Source organism: Marinobacter sp. DUT-1 (genome assembly GCF_050379415.1).
Classification (GTDB): Bacteria; Pseudomonadota; Gammaproteobacteria; order Pseudomonadales; family Oleiphilaceae; genus Marinobacter.
This window is the reverse complement of sequence record NZ_JBNRLS010000001.1, coordinates 483,689-498,783: the sequence shown is the minus strand read 5'-3', so window position 1 is coordinate 498,783 and position 15,095 is coordinate 483,689. Positions and strand designations below refer to the sequence as shown.

Below are 15,095 nucleotides of genomic sequence, written 5' to 3'. Positions count from 1 at the left end.
GATAACAGGGATTAAACGTCGACAGAGACCGGCCCCTGAGGCACGGAAATGCAAAGCTGGACGTTTTCCTCGCCGGGCCCGGAAACCTGGCCGGTCAACCGGTTGATCACGGTGCCGCTGGTCTTGCGGCAACTGCATTGGTGGCAGATGCCCATGCGACAGCCGTATTGCGGGTTCAGGCCGGCCGACTCGGCAATCTCCAGCAAGTTGGCATTGCCCTCGGAGCCGACCTGTAGATTACTTTTTGCATACGTCACCTGGCCGCCGAGAACGTTGCCTTCCTGTTGCGCCGGAGCCGGCGGGGCAAAGAAGGTGCTGTGGATCCGGTCATCCGTTATCCCGCGTTGATGCAACAGGTCGCTGGCCAGGTCCATCAGGCCCTTGGGGCCGCAGAGGTATACCTCCCGGTTCTTCAGGTCGGCTATCTCATCGAGATCCTCGCCCTTGAGAAAGCGTGGCTCTTCGCTTTCATTGGTGGCGATGATCCGCACCGTCAGTGCCGGACAACGGGACGCCAGCGCCCGGAGGTTCTCCCCCGCGATCACATCCTGATGGGTCCGCACGAAGTACAGCAGCGTGACCGGCGCCGGGTAATCCCGTGCGGTCATTGTCTCCAGCTGACTGAGTACCGGCGTGATGCCGCTGCCGCCGGCAATAAACAGCACCGGTTGAGCGGGTTCGGGAATCAGGAATTCGCCAAACGCCTCGCCCAGGCCTATGACCTGGCCGGGCTCAACCTGATCATGAAGCCAGTTGGTGACCAGTCCGCCGGGCAGGCGCTTGATGGTCAGGGTCACCAGGCCCTGAGCCTCCCAGAGCAGGGGCGAGCTGGACAGGCTGAAGGTGCGGTTACGACGAATGCCGTCGATCTCGGTACAGATGTTCACATGCTGTCCCGCCCGAAAGCCGGTCCAGCGACGTGCCGGTCGAATCAGGAAGGTCCGGGTGTCAGTTGTTTCCTGGATTACCTGCTCGACTCGTGCCGGTGTGTACGCTTGTACCCACATCGGGTTGATGCGGGTCATTAGCGGGTCCAGCCAGGAGGCGGGATTGTCCTGGTTCGACAGCTGTCGGCCCAGCCAATGCATGGTCTTGCTCTGTGTCACTCTCGCTAACATGGTGGTGCTCTCCATGGATCATCGGTACTCATCTGTCTGGATGTGTACACTTGTTCACTAATGTGTACGACTGTACACACCGATATTTGCGGAGACAATCCGGGTTGGTGAGTTGGCGCAGAATGACAAGTGCGAGCGACTTTCTTCGGGTCAAATGTGTACACTCGTGAACACGAAGATCAGATGACGCGGCAGGACATGGCAGAACGACAACGACGAAAACCGGGGGAAACCCGGGAAAAACTGATGGGCGCGGCGCTGGCCCTGGTGGGGAAGGGGCGGCACTTTGCCAGTCTCGGCATCCGGGAAGTGACTCGTCAGGCGGGCGTGGTGCCAACCTCGTTCTACCGCCATTTCCGGAATATGGACGACCTGGGGCTGCAGCTGGTGGATGAGCTGGGGCTGGTGTTGCGCCGCATGATGCGGGAGGCCCGCGCCAATGTGCTCCAGTCGGACAAGCTGATCGAGGAATCGGTGGCTATTTTCGTGGCCCACGCCCAGACCAACCGGAACTTTTTCATGTTCATGGCCCAGGGACTTGCGGGGGAGAGCAGGGCGGTGCAGGAAGGCATCCGCAGTGAAATGCGCTTCTTTGCCAGTGAGCTGGCCAACGACCTGCGTCGGCTACGCTTGATGGACCACCTGAGCGATACGGATCTGGACCTGACCTGCGATCTGGTGGTGCGCACCGTTGCCTTCAGCCTGACCGACCTGCTTAGCGTCTCTCCGGACGACGACTACCAGGTCGGTCAGATCCGGAAGCGGACGAGCCGCTTCCTGCAGATGATTTTCGTCGGCGCCGGCCACTGGCAAAGCGACGGCACCTGACTTTTTCTCGCCTTACTTGCTGGCGGTCGCCGATTTTCTCCGGCTGCCGGCGGTTTTCGGTTTCGGCGGCAGGATCAGATCCTCGATCTCCTCAAGCGCCTCACCGGTATACACCGCCAGTTTCTGCATGCTGGGCAGGGTATCCCGGCAGCCGGTATAACCGAAGTTCAGTGAGCCGGCATAGCTCAGGCAGGTAATGTTCAGCGCGCCGCCGTGGGCGATCAGTGACACCGGGTACATGGCCTCGAGCCTCGCGCCCTCATAGTAGAGGGTCTGCTCAGGGCCAGGCACATTGGAGATGGTCACATTGAACACTGGCCGCATGCGCCCGCCAAGCCCGGACATCAGCTGAAGGATGTACGGCGACATCAGCATCATGGTGTACTGGGTCAGCGCACTGCGGGGCAGTTTTTGCAGATGCTCCTTGGCCCGCCGCGTCGAAGTCTTGATGTTCTGCAGCCGGGTCAGCGGGTCGGGTTCGTCGGTTGCCAGAGAGGCAATCATGAAGCTGATCTGGGTGCCGGTGCCCTCGTCGTCCGATGGCCGGATGTTTACCGGGATGCCCGCGGTGAGTGGTATATCCGGCAGATTGTTCTGCTCCACCAGGAACCGTCGCAGCGCCGTGCCACACAGGTAAAGAACGATGTCGTTCAGCGAACCGCCGGATGCGTGGGCCAGGGCCTTGAGCCGGTCCAGTTGGTAATGCTGTGTCGCGAAACGGCGCTGGGGTGTAACGCGGTGATTCAGGATCGAGACCGGGCCGGTAAAGGGCGCGGTCAGGCCGTCTTCGGGGTGGCGTACCGAGTGCACCAGCCGGTTACCGGCCTGCCAGAGTCTCGGTGCCATGTCGGCCTGAAGTTTCAGGGCATCCATGGCCTGGGATACGGCCGCGGGAATGGTGGCTTCCTTGTCAGTCTTGCTGCCCCGGCGTCGCTGTGGTTTGACTGACCAGGGCGGAAGCATCTCGCGGCGTTCCGGGTCCGTGGTCAGCACCCGCTGCATCAGGCGAACACCGCTGATACCGTCGATCATCGAATGGTGCATCTTGGTATAAAGGGCAAACCGGTTGTTTTCCAGGCCCTCGATCACGTGGCATTCCCACAGCGGCCGGGAGAAATCCAGCGGGTTGGAGTGCAGGCGGGATACCAGGATACCCAGCTCCCGCTCGCCCCCGGGCCGCGGCAGCGCCGAGTGCCGCACGTGGTAATCCAGGTCGATCTTCTTGTCTTCCATCCAGTAGGGGGCAACGAGCCGGCCGAGAAAGCCGGACCAGGCAAGCTTGTAACCCCAGGGCGAGGCGATGTCGCCGGCTTCTTTCATGCGGGTAACCATATCCCGCAGGAAGGTTTCGGGAGCGCCCTCCGGCAGTGAGAAGATCTGCAGGGTACCCACATGCATCGGGGTGTCCTCAGATTCCACGGCCAGCCATGAGGCATCCAGTGTTCCCAGACGTTTCATTCCTTGTCGTACTCCACTATCAATGTAAGGGATTTTTAGTTGTAAGCTGAAAGTATACTGATAATGGGCTCTGTTCACGATTCAGGGTGTTATAAAGTTCCCTGTTCAGAGCAGTTTTTTCACTTTGTCCGGGGAGAGTTTCATGCAGTTTCTCAATGGCATTACCCTGCTGCTGGTGTACCAGCTGGTCGGAGAGGTCACCGTGCGATTACTGGGGGTGCCCATCCCCGGGCCGGTGCTGGGTATGGTGATGCTGTTTATCACCCTGTGGATGCGCGGCAGTACGCCGGAATCGGTGGAAAACGCCTCTACTGCGCTGCTCAGTCATCTGTCCCTGCTGTTTGTGCCGGCGGGCGTCGGCATGATGGCGCACTTCAGCCGGATTGCCGATGAGTGGGTGCCCATTACCCTGGCGCTGCTGCTCAGCACAGTCATCACCATGGTGGCCACGGCTCTGGTGATGCAGCTGACTACCCGGTGGCTGGTGGGTTCGGTCGCAAATGAGGAGCAGAACCATGAATGATCCCGGGCTGAAGGATATCTGGGTCTACCTCTCGGCTTCGCCACTGCTGGGGCTGACCATTACCCTGGTGGCCTATGGTCTGGCCTACCGGCTTTACCTGCGCACCAATTCCAACCCCCTGGCCAATCCGGTGGTAACGTCCGTCGCCATGCTCATCGGCCTGCTGCTATTGACCGGCACCTCCTACAACGACTATTTCGAGGGTGGCCAGTTCGTGCACTTCCTGCTTGGTCCGGCCACGGTGGCGCTGGCGGTACCGCTGTACCAGCAGTTCTCCCGCCTGCGCCAACTGTGGATGCCGGTCACCATCTCGCTCCTGTGTGGTGTAGTGATTGCGGCTGGCAGCTCGATCTGGCTGGCGCGGATCTTTGGCGGTTCGTTCGAGATCCAGATGTCCCTGGCACCGAAATCGGCCACGGCGCCGGTGGCCATGGGCATCTCCGAGAAAATCGGCGGCCTGCCGTCACTGACGGCGGTACTGGTGGTGATCACCGGAATCACGGGGGCGGTGCTGGGCACCAAGCTGTTCGAATGGATCCGGGTGAAGGATGACACCGCCAAGGGCATCGCCATGGGCGTGGCAGCACACGGGATCGGTACTGCCCGGGCGTTCCAGGTCAGCAACCAGATGGGCGCCTTCTCGGGATTGGCCATGGCGCTGTCTGCATTTGCCACCGCCGTTCTGGTGCCCTGGCTGGTAGACTGGATGCAAGCGCTTTTTTAAGGCAAATTCCACAGTTCAGAATAACAAACGGCCCGACATTCAAAGACACGTGACAACAAGCTGAGGTTCTATCGCACATGCAAACCAAGTTTCTTCTCGACGAAAGCCAGATGCCGAAATACTGGTACAACCTGCAGGCGGATTTCCCGGAACCGCTGCCCGCGGTACTGCACCCGGCCACCAAACAGCCGGTCGGTCCGGCCGACCTGGAACCGCTGTTCCCCATGGAGCTGATCCAGCAGGAGGTGTCTACCGAGCGGGAAATCGAGATTCCCGAGCCGGTTCGCGACGTCTACCGGCTCTGGCGCCCGGCACCATTGTACCGGGCTCATCGTCTGGAGAAGGCTCTGGGAACACCGGCCAAGATTTTCTACAAATACGAAGGTGTCAGCCCGGCGGGCAGTCACAAGCCCAATACCGCCATCCCGCAGGCGTTCTACAACCAACAGGCGGGCATTCGTACCCTGACCACCGAGACCGGGGCGGGGCAATGGGGCACCTCGCTTTCTTTCGCCGGCTCTCTGTTCGATATCGACGTTACTGTATTCCAGGTCCGGGTTTCCTATAACCAGAAACCCTACCGCCGCGCGGTGATGGAAACTTACGGCGCGAAGTGCGTTCCGTCACCCTCCGAGCTCACCGAGTTCGGTCGCAAGGTGCTGGCCGAGAAACCTGACCACACCGGTAGTCTCGGTATCGCCATTTCCGAGGCAGTGGAGCTGGCGGTCCAGGACCCTGATACCAAGTATGCCCTGGGCTCGGTGCTGAACCACGTCCTGCTGCACCAGAGCGTGATTGGCCTGGAGGCCATGCAACAGATGGAAATGGCCGATTGCTGGCCGGACGTGATCGTGGGTTGCACCGGCGGCGGTTCCAACTTCGCCGGCATTGCCTTCCCGTTCATGGGCCACGCGCTGCGCGGTGGCGAGAAGTCGCGGATTGTTGCCGTTGAGCCTTCGGCCTGTCCGACCCTGACCCGGGGCAAGTATGCCTACGATTACGGCGATACCGCCCATATGACGCCGCTGACCAAGATGCACACCCTGGGTTCCGACTTCACGCCGCCGGGTTTCCACGCCGGCGGCCTGCGCTATCACGGCATGGCGCCGATGGTGTCCCACGCCAAAGAGCTGGGACTGTTCGATGCGGTGTCCTACACCCAGCGCGAATGCTTCGAAGCCGGTGTGCTGTTCGCCCGCAACGAGGGTATTGTGCCGGCACCGGAGGCCAACCACGCGGTCAAGGGTGCGATTGAAGAAGCCCTGCGTTGCAAGCGGGAAGGCAAGGACGAGGTCATCCTGTTCAACCTTTGCGGCCACGGCCACTTCGACATGGCGGCCTACACCGCCTATTTCGAGGGTCAGCTTGAGGACTACGAATACGACGAGCAGGAGCTGGCCATGGCCCTGTCCGGTCTGCCTTCCGTGTCGGGCTGATCATTCCTCCCGGCCACGGTGAAACACCGTACCTCCGCCCCCGGCATTGAGTTGCCGGATGGCGGAGGGTGCTCCCTCCTCATCCAGCCGGACATCACCGATGCCGGCATGATTCCATAGCCGCTCCCCGGCATCCCGTCCTTCCGGCAGCCTCGGGCGAATCCGCATGCGCCGGCGCTTGGTGAACCAGTTCAGGGGGGACCAGGGTGCGAACAGCCAGCGGTTCAGCCGGTCCAGCCATTCCAGCAGCCGATGGGGAAACTCGTTCTTGATGCCGCTACTGGTGATCTGCCAGACCTCCGGGCTATTGCGTTTGTGTTTCAGCCGGATGTCGTAGGCGAAGGAATAGTGCACATCCCCGGACAGGATCACGAAATGCTTCGGGGTTCGCGGATGGCCGAAAATATTCAGCATCACGTTCGCGGCGCCCCGGTGCGCCATCCAGTTCTCCGCATCCACCAGCAGTGGTTTGCCGAACCAGGTGAACACCCTCTGGATCATCTCGATCAGTTTGACGCCAAACATGGGGGCCGGTGAGACCACGACCACCGCGTCCTCATCCATTACCTCCTGCTGGAAGTCGGTCAGGGATTCCCAGTCCATCAGACCGGACGGACGACTGCGCCGAATTTCGCTGCGCCAGCGGTGGGTACGGGTGTCCAGCACCACCAGTCTGGGGTTAGTGGCCAGACTGTAATGCCACTGATGGAAATGGAACAGTTGGTCGATCAGTTCATCCTGGATGTCCTTGTCCAGTTCGTGGTGATCTTTCTTTGGTGCCAACAGTTCCTGACACCGCTCCAAAAGGTCCTTGAAGGTATCGGGTTGGTTGCCCCAGCCCTGGCACAACAGATAGCCGAGCAGGGCATTACCGATGATCCGGCGGGAGAAGGGATGTTCGTAGGCTGTGGTTTCCCAGAGTGCCGAGAGGTTCCAGTCGTCGGTCACGTCGTGGTCATCAAAGATCATGTAAACCGGCACATTGGCCAGGGCACGGGCAGCCCTGGGCAGATCCGCCCGGAACCGGTCAATCGCCTCCTGTTCCCGGCGATAGCGAGCCAGCTCCTCCTGGTCACGGACGGGTTCGGCAGGTGTCACCATGGCCCAGGGCTCGGGTGACCAGACCAGCAGGTACATGGCCATCACCTCGGCGAAGGAGATCAGGTGGTTGCCGGCGTTGGCGGTGGTGAACACCGGCTTGCGCACGCCGCCGAAGAAACGTTCGGCCAGATCCTCGTTGAATTCCGATTCTGGCAGCAGCTTGTCCCGGTGATAGTAGGCCTTCTCCAGGGAGGTCAGCTCCCGGCTGTGGCTCAGGGAGGCGCCTTCCAGGACCTCCTGGTAGAGCCCGAGCTGATGAATCACGCACTGGATGGCATGGAGCATGGGGCCGGCGACATCGTCGGCGTAGATCTGGTCACCGGTCATCAGCAGCAGTGCCGGGATATCCTCCAGATGGCGGGCCTTGTGCAGTTCCTCATCCACCCGCACCAGGCCATCGGCGGAGGAGTGGTGGGGCCGGCGGCAGGAGCCGTGCAGGATGCGATCAAGGCGTGACTTCAGGACAAAGCCGGGCCGCTCCCGGTTCTCCGGGCACAGGTGCGGTGCCCAGTCATGGATCCACTTTGTAGCGTTGGTGGTCTGGATGCCAAGATCGTATTCCATCCGGGTATCCAGGGGCAGGGGATCGTCAGGCCGGAGATCCAGCAGGTGCAGCCATGCGTGGGTGCCGATCCTGAGCCGGGTAATCTCCGCGTCAACGAGGTCCCTCTCAACAAGCGGCTGCTTTGGGTGGTCCCGTTCGGACAGTCTGACGCAAAGGTTCAGGGCCTCCCGGGCTACCAGCCAGAGGACCAGCTGATTCGGGCTGGCATGGCGCAACAAGGGCCCGGCCAGCACCGGAGAATGGTGGTTGGTCGGGCCGTTGTCTTGATTGTCGGGGACCGGGGTAGGTTTGTCAGCTGCCTGCACGGTTACTCGTCATCGAGATGGGGTGGCGGACAATGATATTCCTCCACAACCGTGCCTTCATCCACACTTTCCAGGTGCACGTCAAAGCCCCACAACCGATGGACATGGCGCACCACTTCCTCGGTGTCCTCGCCCAACGGCACCCGGTCGACCGGGATATGCCGGAGCGTGAGGGAACGATCGCCCCGCACATCCACGTTCCAGACCTGGATATTCGGTTCCCGGTAACTCAGGTTGTACTGGCGGGCCAGTTTCTCCCGCAATGGCCGGTACCCGGGGTCATCGTGAATGGCCGTGACCATGTAATGGTCTTCCTGATCGTCATTCTCGATAGCAAAGAGCTTCAGATCGCGCATCACTTTGGGTGACAGGAACTGCTGGATGAAGCTCTCATCCTTGAAGTTGCGCATGGCGAAGTGCAGCGTCTCCAGCCAGTCCGATCCGGCAATGTCCGGGAACCATTCACGGTCTTCGTCGGTGGGGTTCTCACAGATCCGCCTGAGGTCGGTAAACATGGAGAAACCGAGGGTGTACGGGTTGATGCCGGAATACCACGGGCTGTTGAACGGCGGCTGGTACACCACCGCCGAGTGGCTCTGGAGGAATTCGAGCATGAAACCATCGTTCACCAGACCCTTGTCATACATACGATGCAGCAGGGTATAGTGCCAGAAGGTGGCCCAGCCCTCGTTCATCACCTGGGTCTGGCGCTGCGGGTAGAAGTACTGCCCGAGTTTGCGAACGATCCGGATGATTTCCCGTTGCCAGGTCTCCAGCAGGGGGGCGTTCTTCTCGATAAAGTACAGGAGGTTCTCCTGGGGCTCCTCCGGGAAGCGGCGCTGGCGTTTCACCGGGTCATCGTCGTCCTCCGGCCTCGGGATGGTACGCCAGAGGTCATTGATCCGGCGCTGCTGGTACTCTTCCCGTTCCTTCTGGCGGCGGGCTTCTTCGGCGGCAGAAATGGGCGGCGGACGCTTGTAACGGTCCACGCCATAGTTCATCAGGGCGTGGCAGGAATCCAGAATCTCCTCGACCGCATCGACACCATGACGTTCCTCGCACTCGGCCACGTAATTGCGGGCGAACACCAGGTAATCGATGATAGCGCTGGCGTCGGTCCAGGTTCGGAACAGGTAGTTGCCTTTGAAGAAGGAGTTGTGGCCATAACAGGCGTGGGCGATCACCAGCGCCTGCATGGGCAGGGTGTTCTCCTCCATCAGGTAGGCAATACACGGGTTGGAGTTGATCACGATTTCGTAGGCCAGCCCCATCTGCCCGCGCTGGTAGCCCTTGGCCGTGTTGAGGAACTGCTTGCCGAAAGACCAGTGATGGTAACCCACTGGCATGCCCACGGAGCTGTAGGCATCCATCATCTGCTCGGCGCTGATCACCTCGATCTGGTTCGGGTAGGTATCCAGCCCGAACTCCCCGGCGCACTTGGCGATTTCGTCGTCGTACTCCTGGATCAGATCGAAGGTCCACTCCGAGCCGGTGGAAATCGGCTTCCTGGCACCGGGCTGTTCGTTTTCCGGTAGGTTCGGACGGTCGACGATGCTACTCATGCGGCTTTCCTCTCGAACAACTGGCGGAACACCGGGTAGATCTCACCCGGGTCGGCAATCTGCTGCATGGCAAAGCTCTGGGGGAACCGCTCCATGATCTTCTCGTACTCGTACCAGAGCATCTGATGATCCTGGGGCGTGATCTCCACATAGGCGTAATACTGGACCAGCGGCAGGATGCTGTCGGCCAGCAGCTTGCCGCATACCGGGGAGTCGTCGTTCCAGTTATCGCCATCCGATGCCTGGGCGGCATAGATGTTCCACTCCGCCGGGGAATAGCGGGACTCGATGATCTTGTGCATCAGCTTGATCGCACTGGAGACAATGGTGCCGCCGGTCTCCCGGCTGTAGAAGAACTCCTCCTCATCCACCTCCTTGGCGCTGGTGTGGTGGCGGATGAAGACCACGTCGATCTTCTTGTAGTTCTTCTTCAGGAACAGGTACAGCAGGATAAAGAACCGTTTGGCGATGTCCTTGTGCATCTGGGTCATGGACCCGGAGACGTCCATCAGACAGAACATTACTGCACTGGTGGCCGGTTTCGGTTGCTTCACGTGCTGGCGGTAGCGCAGATCAATCTCATCAATGAACGGGATCCGGCGCACGTTGGCCTTGAGGCGGGCGATCTCGTCCTCCAGCACCTTGATCTGGTCCTCGTGGCTGAAGGCCGGGTCCAGATCCTCCGGAGCCGATTTCAGGGCTTCCAGCTGCTTCTCCAGATCCTTGATCTTCTTCTTGCGGGCGCCACCGAGGCCAAGACGCCGGGCGTGGGCGCCCCGCAGGGAGCGCACCACATCCAGCTTGGCAGGAATGCCCTGATTGGTGAAGCCGGCACGAACGTACTTGAAGGCCTCGGTATCCTTCAGTTTCTTGCGGGCGAGGTTGGGCAATTCGAGGTCATCGAACAGGAAGTCCAGGAATTCCTCCTGGGTGATCTGGAAGGCGAACTCGTCCATGCCCTCGCCATCGGGACTGGCCTGGCCCTGGCCACCGCCCTGACCGCCGCCGCCCTGGGGCTTGGGGATCATGTCCCCGGCAACAAACTCCTGGTTGCCGGGGTGCACCATCTCGCGCCGGCCACCCTGGCCGTGGTGGAAGATAGGCTCGTCAATATCCCGGGTCGGGATACTGACTTTCTCACCCCGTTCAACGTCCGTGATCGAGCGCTTGTGCACCGCATCCGCCACCGCTTTCTTGATGTGGTGGCGGTAACGGCGCAGGAACCGCTCCCGGTTCACCGCGCTCTTGTTCTTACCGTTCAACCGCCGGTCGACGATGTGGGTCATACCCATAGTGCTACTCCCATCAGTGACTGGTCACTGATTTCAGTGAGACTTGCGAACACGCAGGTACCATTCGGCCAACAGCCGTACCTGCTTCTCGGTGTAGCCTCGCTCGACCATACGTTCGACGAACTGCTTGTGCTTCTTCTGATCTTCCTGACTGGCTTTCGGGTTGAAGGAGATGACCGGCAGAAGATCCTCGGTGTTGGAGAACATCTTCTTCTCGATCACGCTGCGCAGCTTCTCGTAGCTGAGCCAGGACGGATTGCGCCCCTGATTGTTGGCCCTCGCCCGCAGCACGAAGTTGACCACCTCGTTGCGGAAGTCTTTCGGGTTGCTGATGCCCGCCGGCTTCTCGATTTTCTCCAGTTCGTCGTTGATGGACCCGCGGTCGAGAATCTCGCCGGTCTCCGGATCCCGGTATTCCTGGTCCTGGATCCAGAAGTCGGCATAGGTCACGTAACGGTCGAACAGGTTCTGGCCGTATTCGCTGTAGCTTTCCAGGTAAGCGGTCTGGATTTCCTTGCCGATGAACTGGACATAGTGCGGCGCCAGGTATTCCTTGATGAAGCGCAGGTACTTTTCCTGGATCTCCGACTGGAACTGCTCCTGCTCGATCTGCTTCTCGAGCACATAGAGCAGGTGCACCGGGTTGGCTGCCACCTCGGTGGTGTCGAAGTTGAACACCTTGGACAGGATCTTGAAGGCGAAACGGGTGGACAGGCCATCCATGCCTTCCATGACCCCGGCTGCATCCCGGTACTCCTGGATGGACTTGGCCTTCGGATCGGTGTCCTTGATGTTCTGGCCGTCGTACACCTTCATCTTCGAGAAGATGCTGGAGTTTTCCGGCTCCTTGATCCGGGACAGCACCGAGAACTGTGCCAGCATGTCCAGGGTATCCGGCGCACAGGGCGCGCCAAACAGAGAGCTGTTGGTCAGCAGCTTCTTGTAGATCTCGATTTCCTCGGTCACCCGCAGGCAGTAGGGCACCTTGACGATGTAGACCCGGTCCAGGAACGCCTCATTGTGCTTGTTGTTCCGGAAGGTCTGCCATTCGGACTCGTTGGAGTGGGCCAGGATCACGCCGTCAAACGGCACCGACCCCATACCTTCCGTGGTGTTGTAATTGCCTTCCTGGGTGGCAGTCAGCAACGGATGCAGCACCTTGATCGGCGCCTTGAACATCTCCACGAACTCCAGCAGGCCCTGGTTGGCCTTGCACAGGCCGCCGCTGAAGCTGTAGGCATCCGGGTCATCCTGGGAGTAGTCCTCCAGCATCCGGATATTGACCTTGCCCACCAGGGCGGAAATATCCTGGTTGTTGTCGTCGCCCGGCTCGGTCTTGGCGACCCCCACCTGGTCGAGTATCGACGGATATTTCTTCACCACCCGGAACTGGCTGACATCCCCGCCAAACTCGTGCAGGCGCTTCACAGCCCAGGGTGACATGATGGAGTTGAGGTAACGGCGCGGAATGCCGTACTCCTCTTCGAGGATTTCGGCGTCCTCGGCGGGATCGAACAAACCCAGGGGGGATTCGTTCATCGGAGAGCCCTTGATGGCGTAGAAAGGCACCTTCTGCATCAGGGCCTTTAGTTTCTCGGCCAGTGAGGACTTGCCGCCGCCCACCGGGCCCAGCAGGTACAGGATCTGTTTCTTCTCTTCCAGGCCCTGGGCAGCGTGACGGAAGAAAGAAACGATGTTCTCCACGGCGTCTTCCATGCCGTAGAACTCGGAAAATTCCGGGTAACGCTTGATCACCTTGTTGGAAAAGATGCGCGACAGTCTTGGGTCGCGAGAGGTATCTACCAACTCCGGCTCGCCGATCGCAATTAACATTCTCTCAGCGGCCGTGGCGTAGGCCGTTGGGTCCTTTTTGCAGATCTCCAGGTATTCCTCAAGAGTGTATTCTTCCTCTTGGGTAGCTTCATACCGGTCTTTGAAATGCTGCAGTATGCTCATAGATGGCCCCTCGCTCGCTGTTATTCAGCTTTTCAGTTCACGCAATTTCCCCGTTGCTGTTGGCTCCGCCTGTCCCGGCGGTGTTTATCTGGTTATGGGTAAAAGGGATGGATACTTACAAGCCGCGCTGCAACTTCTCTTCGCGGCTTGCTTAATCTGAGCTTAGTTCAGGTTCGCGAGGTTGGACAGTGGGCGAGTGGTTAAGGTTCATTAAATTGTGTTAGAGGGGTGTGGCGTTTTTGTAGCCTGCCGGGGTTGGGGGGCTGGAGTGCACCGGGGGTCTTTTTTCTGGCGAATTGGCAACTCGCTTCGCTCAGACATCAAATTCGCCAGAAAAAAGACCCCCGATACACTCCGATCAAAATCAGCAGGAATATCTTCAAAATAGCCCACGAGGATGGCAGCCGAAAGGCCTGCCGAGGCGGGAACGGGTGGGGGTGTCTATCTGAAAATGATCGATTGTCTGAGCGAAGCGAGTTCTTCGAGCGTTTTCAGATAGACACCCCCACTCGTCACCCGCCAAGACTCCCAACCCAGCAGGCTGGGAGACAAAGAACTCAAAGCTTGGTCAACCGAAACACACTCTCCGAAGCCCCCTCAAGCCCGCGCCGCTTGGCAAACGGATGGTCCTTGGCCAGGGTATTGGTCAGCACGTGCTCGATCTCGTAGTCCTGGCCGTACAGTTCCCGGACTTCGTCGTTGGAGACGTTGAACGGAGGGCCCTTGATCTCGGTGTCGTAGTCCAGGGTGATCAGCAGGATTCGTGCACCGTCGGGGATGATGGCGGTCAGGTGTTCGACGTATTGGCGGCGCATGGAGGAGGGCAGGGCGATCAGGGCGGCGCGGTCGTAGACCAGGCGGATGTGCTTGAGATCGTCCGGGACCAGTTGGTAGAAGTCGCCGCACCAGAGTTCCAGGTCATCGTGCTTGAAGGTGGTGAAGGGTTCTCCGGGGTGCACCTTGGCTTTCTCGCCGGCTTCCTCGAAGAAATCCTTGCAGGCGATCTCGCTCAGTTCCACGCCGATGACAGGGTGGCCGCGGTCATGCAGCCACCACATGTCGTGGGCCTTGCCGCACAGGGGGACGAAGACCGCATCGGTATTCTCTCCGGCCAGTTCGGGCCAGTGATCGTGCAGGTATTGGTTAACGGTGCCCTCGTGGAAGCCGATTTCCTTTTTTGCCCAGCGCTCGTGCCAGAATTCGTGTTCCATGGTCTCTCCCTTCCCCTGTATTTGGACGTTTCCCTCAGTCTACCTTAATCTGTGGCGATCTTGAGATGGGAGAAAAGCATGAAAGCCGTATTCCTGGATGCCAATACCCTTGGAAATGATGTCGACCTGTCACCGATCGAGAACGTCACCGGCGGTTTGACAAAGCACGACCGTACCACGCCGGAGCAGGTTCTGGAGCGGATTCGGGGCTTTGATACCGTGCTGGTGAACAAGGTGGTACTCGGGCGGGAACATTTCGAGGCCTGCCCGGAGCTGAAGACGATTGCGGTGGTCGCCACCGGCCTGAACAACATTGATCAGGAGGCCGCGCGGGAGCATGGCATCAAGGTGAGGAATGTGACCAACTACGGTCGCTCCACCGTCGCCCAGCACACACTGGCCCTGATGCTGGCTCTGGCCACCCGGCTGCTGGACTATGACCGGGATGTACGCGCCGGGCGTTGGGGGCAGAGTGATATGTTCTGCTTGATGGACTACCCCATCCTGGAGCTGGAAGGCCGAACTCTCGGGGTGGTCGGATACGGTGACCTCGGCCAGGGTGTAGTCGAACGCGCCAAAGCCTTCGGGATGAAAATCCTGCTGGGCGCACGCCCGGGCCAGGAACCGGGCGAGGTGGATGGCTTCCCGCGGGTTCCGCTCGATGAGCTGCTGCCGCAGGTGGATGTCCTGTCACTGCACTGCTTATTGACGGACGATACCCGTAACCTGATCGGCAAGCGTGAGCTGGAAATGATGAAAAACGACGCGCTGCTGATCAACACCAGCCGTGGTGGCCTGGTGGACGAGCAGGCGCTGGCGGACGCCCTGAGAGCCGGAGTGATCGGTGGCGCAGGCTTTGATGTGCTGACCGAAGAGCCGCCGCGCAATGGCAACCCGTTACTGGCGGATGACATTCCCAATCTGATTGTCACTCCGCACTCGGCCTGGGCCAGCCGGGAAGCGAGGCAGCGGATTGTGAATATTACCGCGAATAACCTCGCCTCCGTTGAATGAGG

General features: G+C 60.0%; 12 protein-coding genes. 5 read left to right on the top strand and 7 right to left on the bottom strand.

The genetic code is table 11. From position 1 onward, the window contains the following. Positions 1-11: 11 nt before the first annotated feature. Complete coding sequence (locus ACQUTG_RS02275; RefSeq protein WP_428917852.1) at positions 12-1,118, bottom strand: ferredoxin reductase; 1,107 nt, start codon at positions 1,116-1,118, stop codon at positions 12-14. A gap of 198 nt (positions 1,119-1,316) precedes the next feature. On the opposite strand from ACQUTG_RS02275, the gene ACQUTG_RS02270 reads away from it, so the two are divergent. Then, a complete protein-coding gene (locus tag ACQUTG_RS02270; RefSeq protein WP_428917851.1) occupies positions 1,317-1,946 on the top strand; it encodes a TetR family transcriptional regulator in 630 nt (209 codons plus the stop codon). Between the two features lie 12 nt (positions 1,947-1,958). On the opposite strand, the gene ACQUTG_RS02265 is transcribed toward ACQUTG_RS02270, so the two are convergent. Further along, positions 1,959-3,404, bottom strand: a complete 1,446-nt coding sequence (locus ACQUTG_RS02265) for a WS/DGAT/MGAT family O-acyltransferase (RefSeq protein WP_428917850.1) — start codon at positions 3,402-3,404, stop codon at positions 1,959-1,961. Positions 3,405-3,546: 142 nt separating this feature from the next. On the opposite strand from ACQUTG_RS02265, the gene ACQUTG_RS02260 reads away from it, so the two are divergent. The 3 genes from ACQUTG_RS02260 to ACQUTG_RS02250 all read left to right on the top strand — a co-directional run bounded on the left by ACQUTG_RS02260 (position 3,547) and on the right by ACQUTG_RS02250 (position 6,087). Then, a complete protein-coding gene (locus ACQUTG_RS02260; protein WP_428917849.1) occupies positions 3,547-3,927 on the top strand; it encodes a CidA/LrgA family protein in 381 nt (126 codons plus the stop codon). Continuing rightward, on the top strand, positions 3,920-4,651 hold the full coding sequence (locus ACQUTG_RS02255; protein WP_372987188.1) for an LrgB family protein: 732 nt from the start codon (positions 3,920-3,922) through the stop codon (positions 4,649-4,651). The genes ACQUTG_RS02260 and ACQUTG_RS02255 overlap by 8 nt, the downstream gene beginning before the upstream one ends. A gap of 77 nt (positions 4,652-4,728) precedes the next feature. Next, positions 4,729-6,087, top strand: a complete 1,359-nt coding sequence (locus ACQUTG_RS02250) for a TrpB-like pyridoxal phosphate-dependent enzyme (RefSeq protein WP_428917848.1) — start codon at positions 4,729-4,731, stop codon at positions 6,085-6,087. Here the strand turns inward: ACQUTG_RS02250 and ACQUTG_RS02245 are convergent, their stop codons facing one another. From ACQUTG_RS02245 to tmpT, 5 genes are all read right to left on the bottom strand, one after another. Next, complete coding sequence (locus tag ACQUTG_RS02245; RefSeq protein WP_428917847.1) at positions 6,088-8,058, bottom strand: alkaline phosphatase D family protein; 1,971 nt, start codon at positions 8,056-8,058, stop codon at positions 6,088-6,090. 2 nt (positions 8,059-8,060) lie between these two features. After that, complete coding sequence (locus ACQUTG_RS02240) at positions 8,061-9,620, bottom strand: SpoVR family protein (protein ID WP_428917846.1); 1,560 nt, start codon at positions 9,618-9,620, stop codon at positions 8,061-8,063. Further along, complete coding sequence (locus ACQUTG_RS02235) at positions 9,617-10,906, bottom strand: YeaH/YhbH family protein (RefSeq protein ID WP_428918444.1); 1,290 nt, start codon at positions 10,904-10,906, stop codon at positions 9,617-9,619. Before ACQUTG_RS02235 ends, ACQUTG_RS02240 begins: the two co-directional genes overlap by 4 nt. Positions 10,907-10,945: 39 nt before the next feature. Further along, positions 10,946-12,868, bottom strand: a complete 1,923-nt coding sequence (locus tag ACQUTG_RS02230; protein WP_428917845.1) for a PrkA family serine protein kinase — start codon at positions 12,866-12,868, stop codon at positions 10,946-10,948. 557 nt (positions 12,869-13,425) lie between these two features. Then, a complete protein-coding gene (gene tmpT, locus ACQUTG_RS02225) occupies positions 13,426-14,079 on the bottom strand; it encodes a thiopurine S-methyltransferase (RefSeq protein WP_428917844.1) in 654 nt (217 codons plus the stop codon). 78 nt (positions 14,080-14,157) lie between these two features. Between tmpT and ACQUTG_RS02220 the strand changes: the two genes are divergently transcribed. After that, a complete protein-coding gene (locus ACQUTG_RS02220) occupies positions 14,158-15,093 on the top strand; it encodes a D-2-hydroxyacid dehydrogenase (RefSeq protein ID WP_428917843.1) in 936 nt (311 codons plus the stop codon). Positions 15,094-15,095 lie beyond the last annotated feature (2 nt).

Coding starts and splice junctions, on each gene's coding strand:
- ACQUTG_RS02275 (WP_428917852.1), bottom strand. CDS start 1,118: ATGTTAGCGAGAGTGACACAGAGCAAGACCATGCATTGGCTGGGCCGA.
- ACQUTG_RS02270 (WP_428917851.1), top strand. CDS start 1,317: ATGGCAGAACGACAACGACGAAAACCGGGGGAAACCCGGGAAAAACTG.
- ACQUTG_RS02265 (WP_428917850.1), bottom strand. CDS start 3,404: ATGAAACGTCTGGGAACACTGGATGCCTCATGGCTGGCCGTGGAATCT.
- ACQUTG_RS02260 (WP_428917849.1), top strand. CDS start 3,547: ATGCAGTTTCTCAATGGCATTACCCTGCTGCTGGTGTACCAGCTGGTC.
- ACQUTG_RS02255 (WP_372987188.1), top strand. CDS start 3,920: ATGAATGATCCCGGGCTGAAGGATATCTGGGTCTACCTCTCGGCTTCG.
- ACQUTG_RS02250 (WP_428917848.1), top strand. CDS start 4,729: ATGCAAACCAAGTTTCTTCTCGACGAAAGCCAGATGCCGAAATACTGG.
- ACQUTG_RS02240 (WP_428917846.1), bottom strand. CDS start 9,620: ATGAGTAGCATCGTCGACCGTCCGAACCTACCGGAAAACGAACAGCCC.
- ACQUTG_RS02235 (WP_428918444.1), bottom strand. CDS start 10,906: ATGACCCACATCGTCGACCGGCGGTTGAACGGTAAGAACAAGAGCGCG.
- ACQUTG_RS02230 (WP_428917845.1), bottom strand. CDS start 12,868: ATGAGCATACTGCAGCATTTCAAAGACCGGTATGAAGCTACCCAAGAG.
- tmpT (WP_428917844.1), bottom strand. CDS start 14,079: ATGGAACACGAATTCTGGCACGAGCGCTGGGCAAAAAAGGAAATCGGC.
- ACQUTG_RS02220 (WP_428917843.1), top strand. CDS start 14,158: ATGAAAGCCGTATTCCTGGATGCCAATACCCTTGGAAATGATGTCGAC.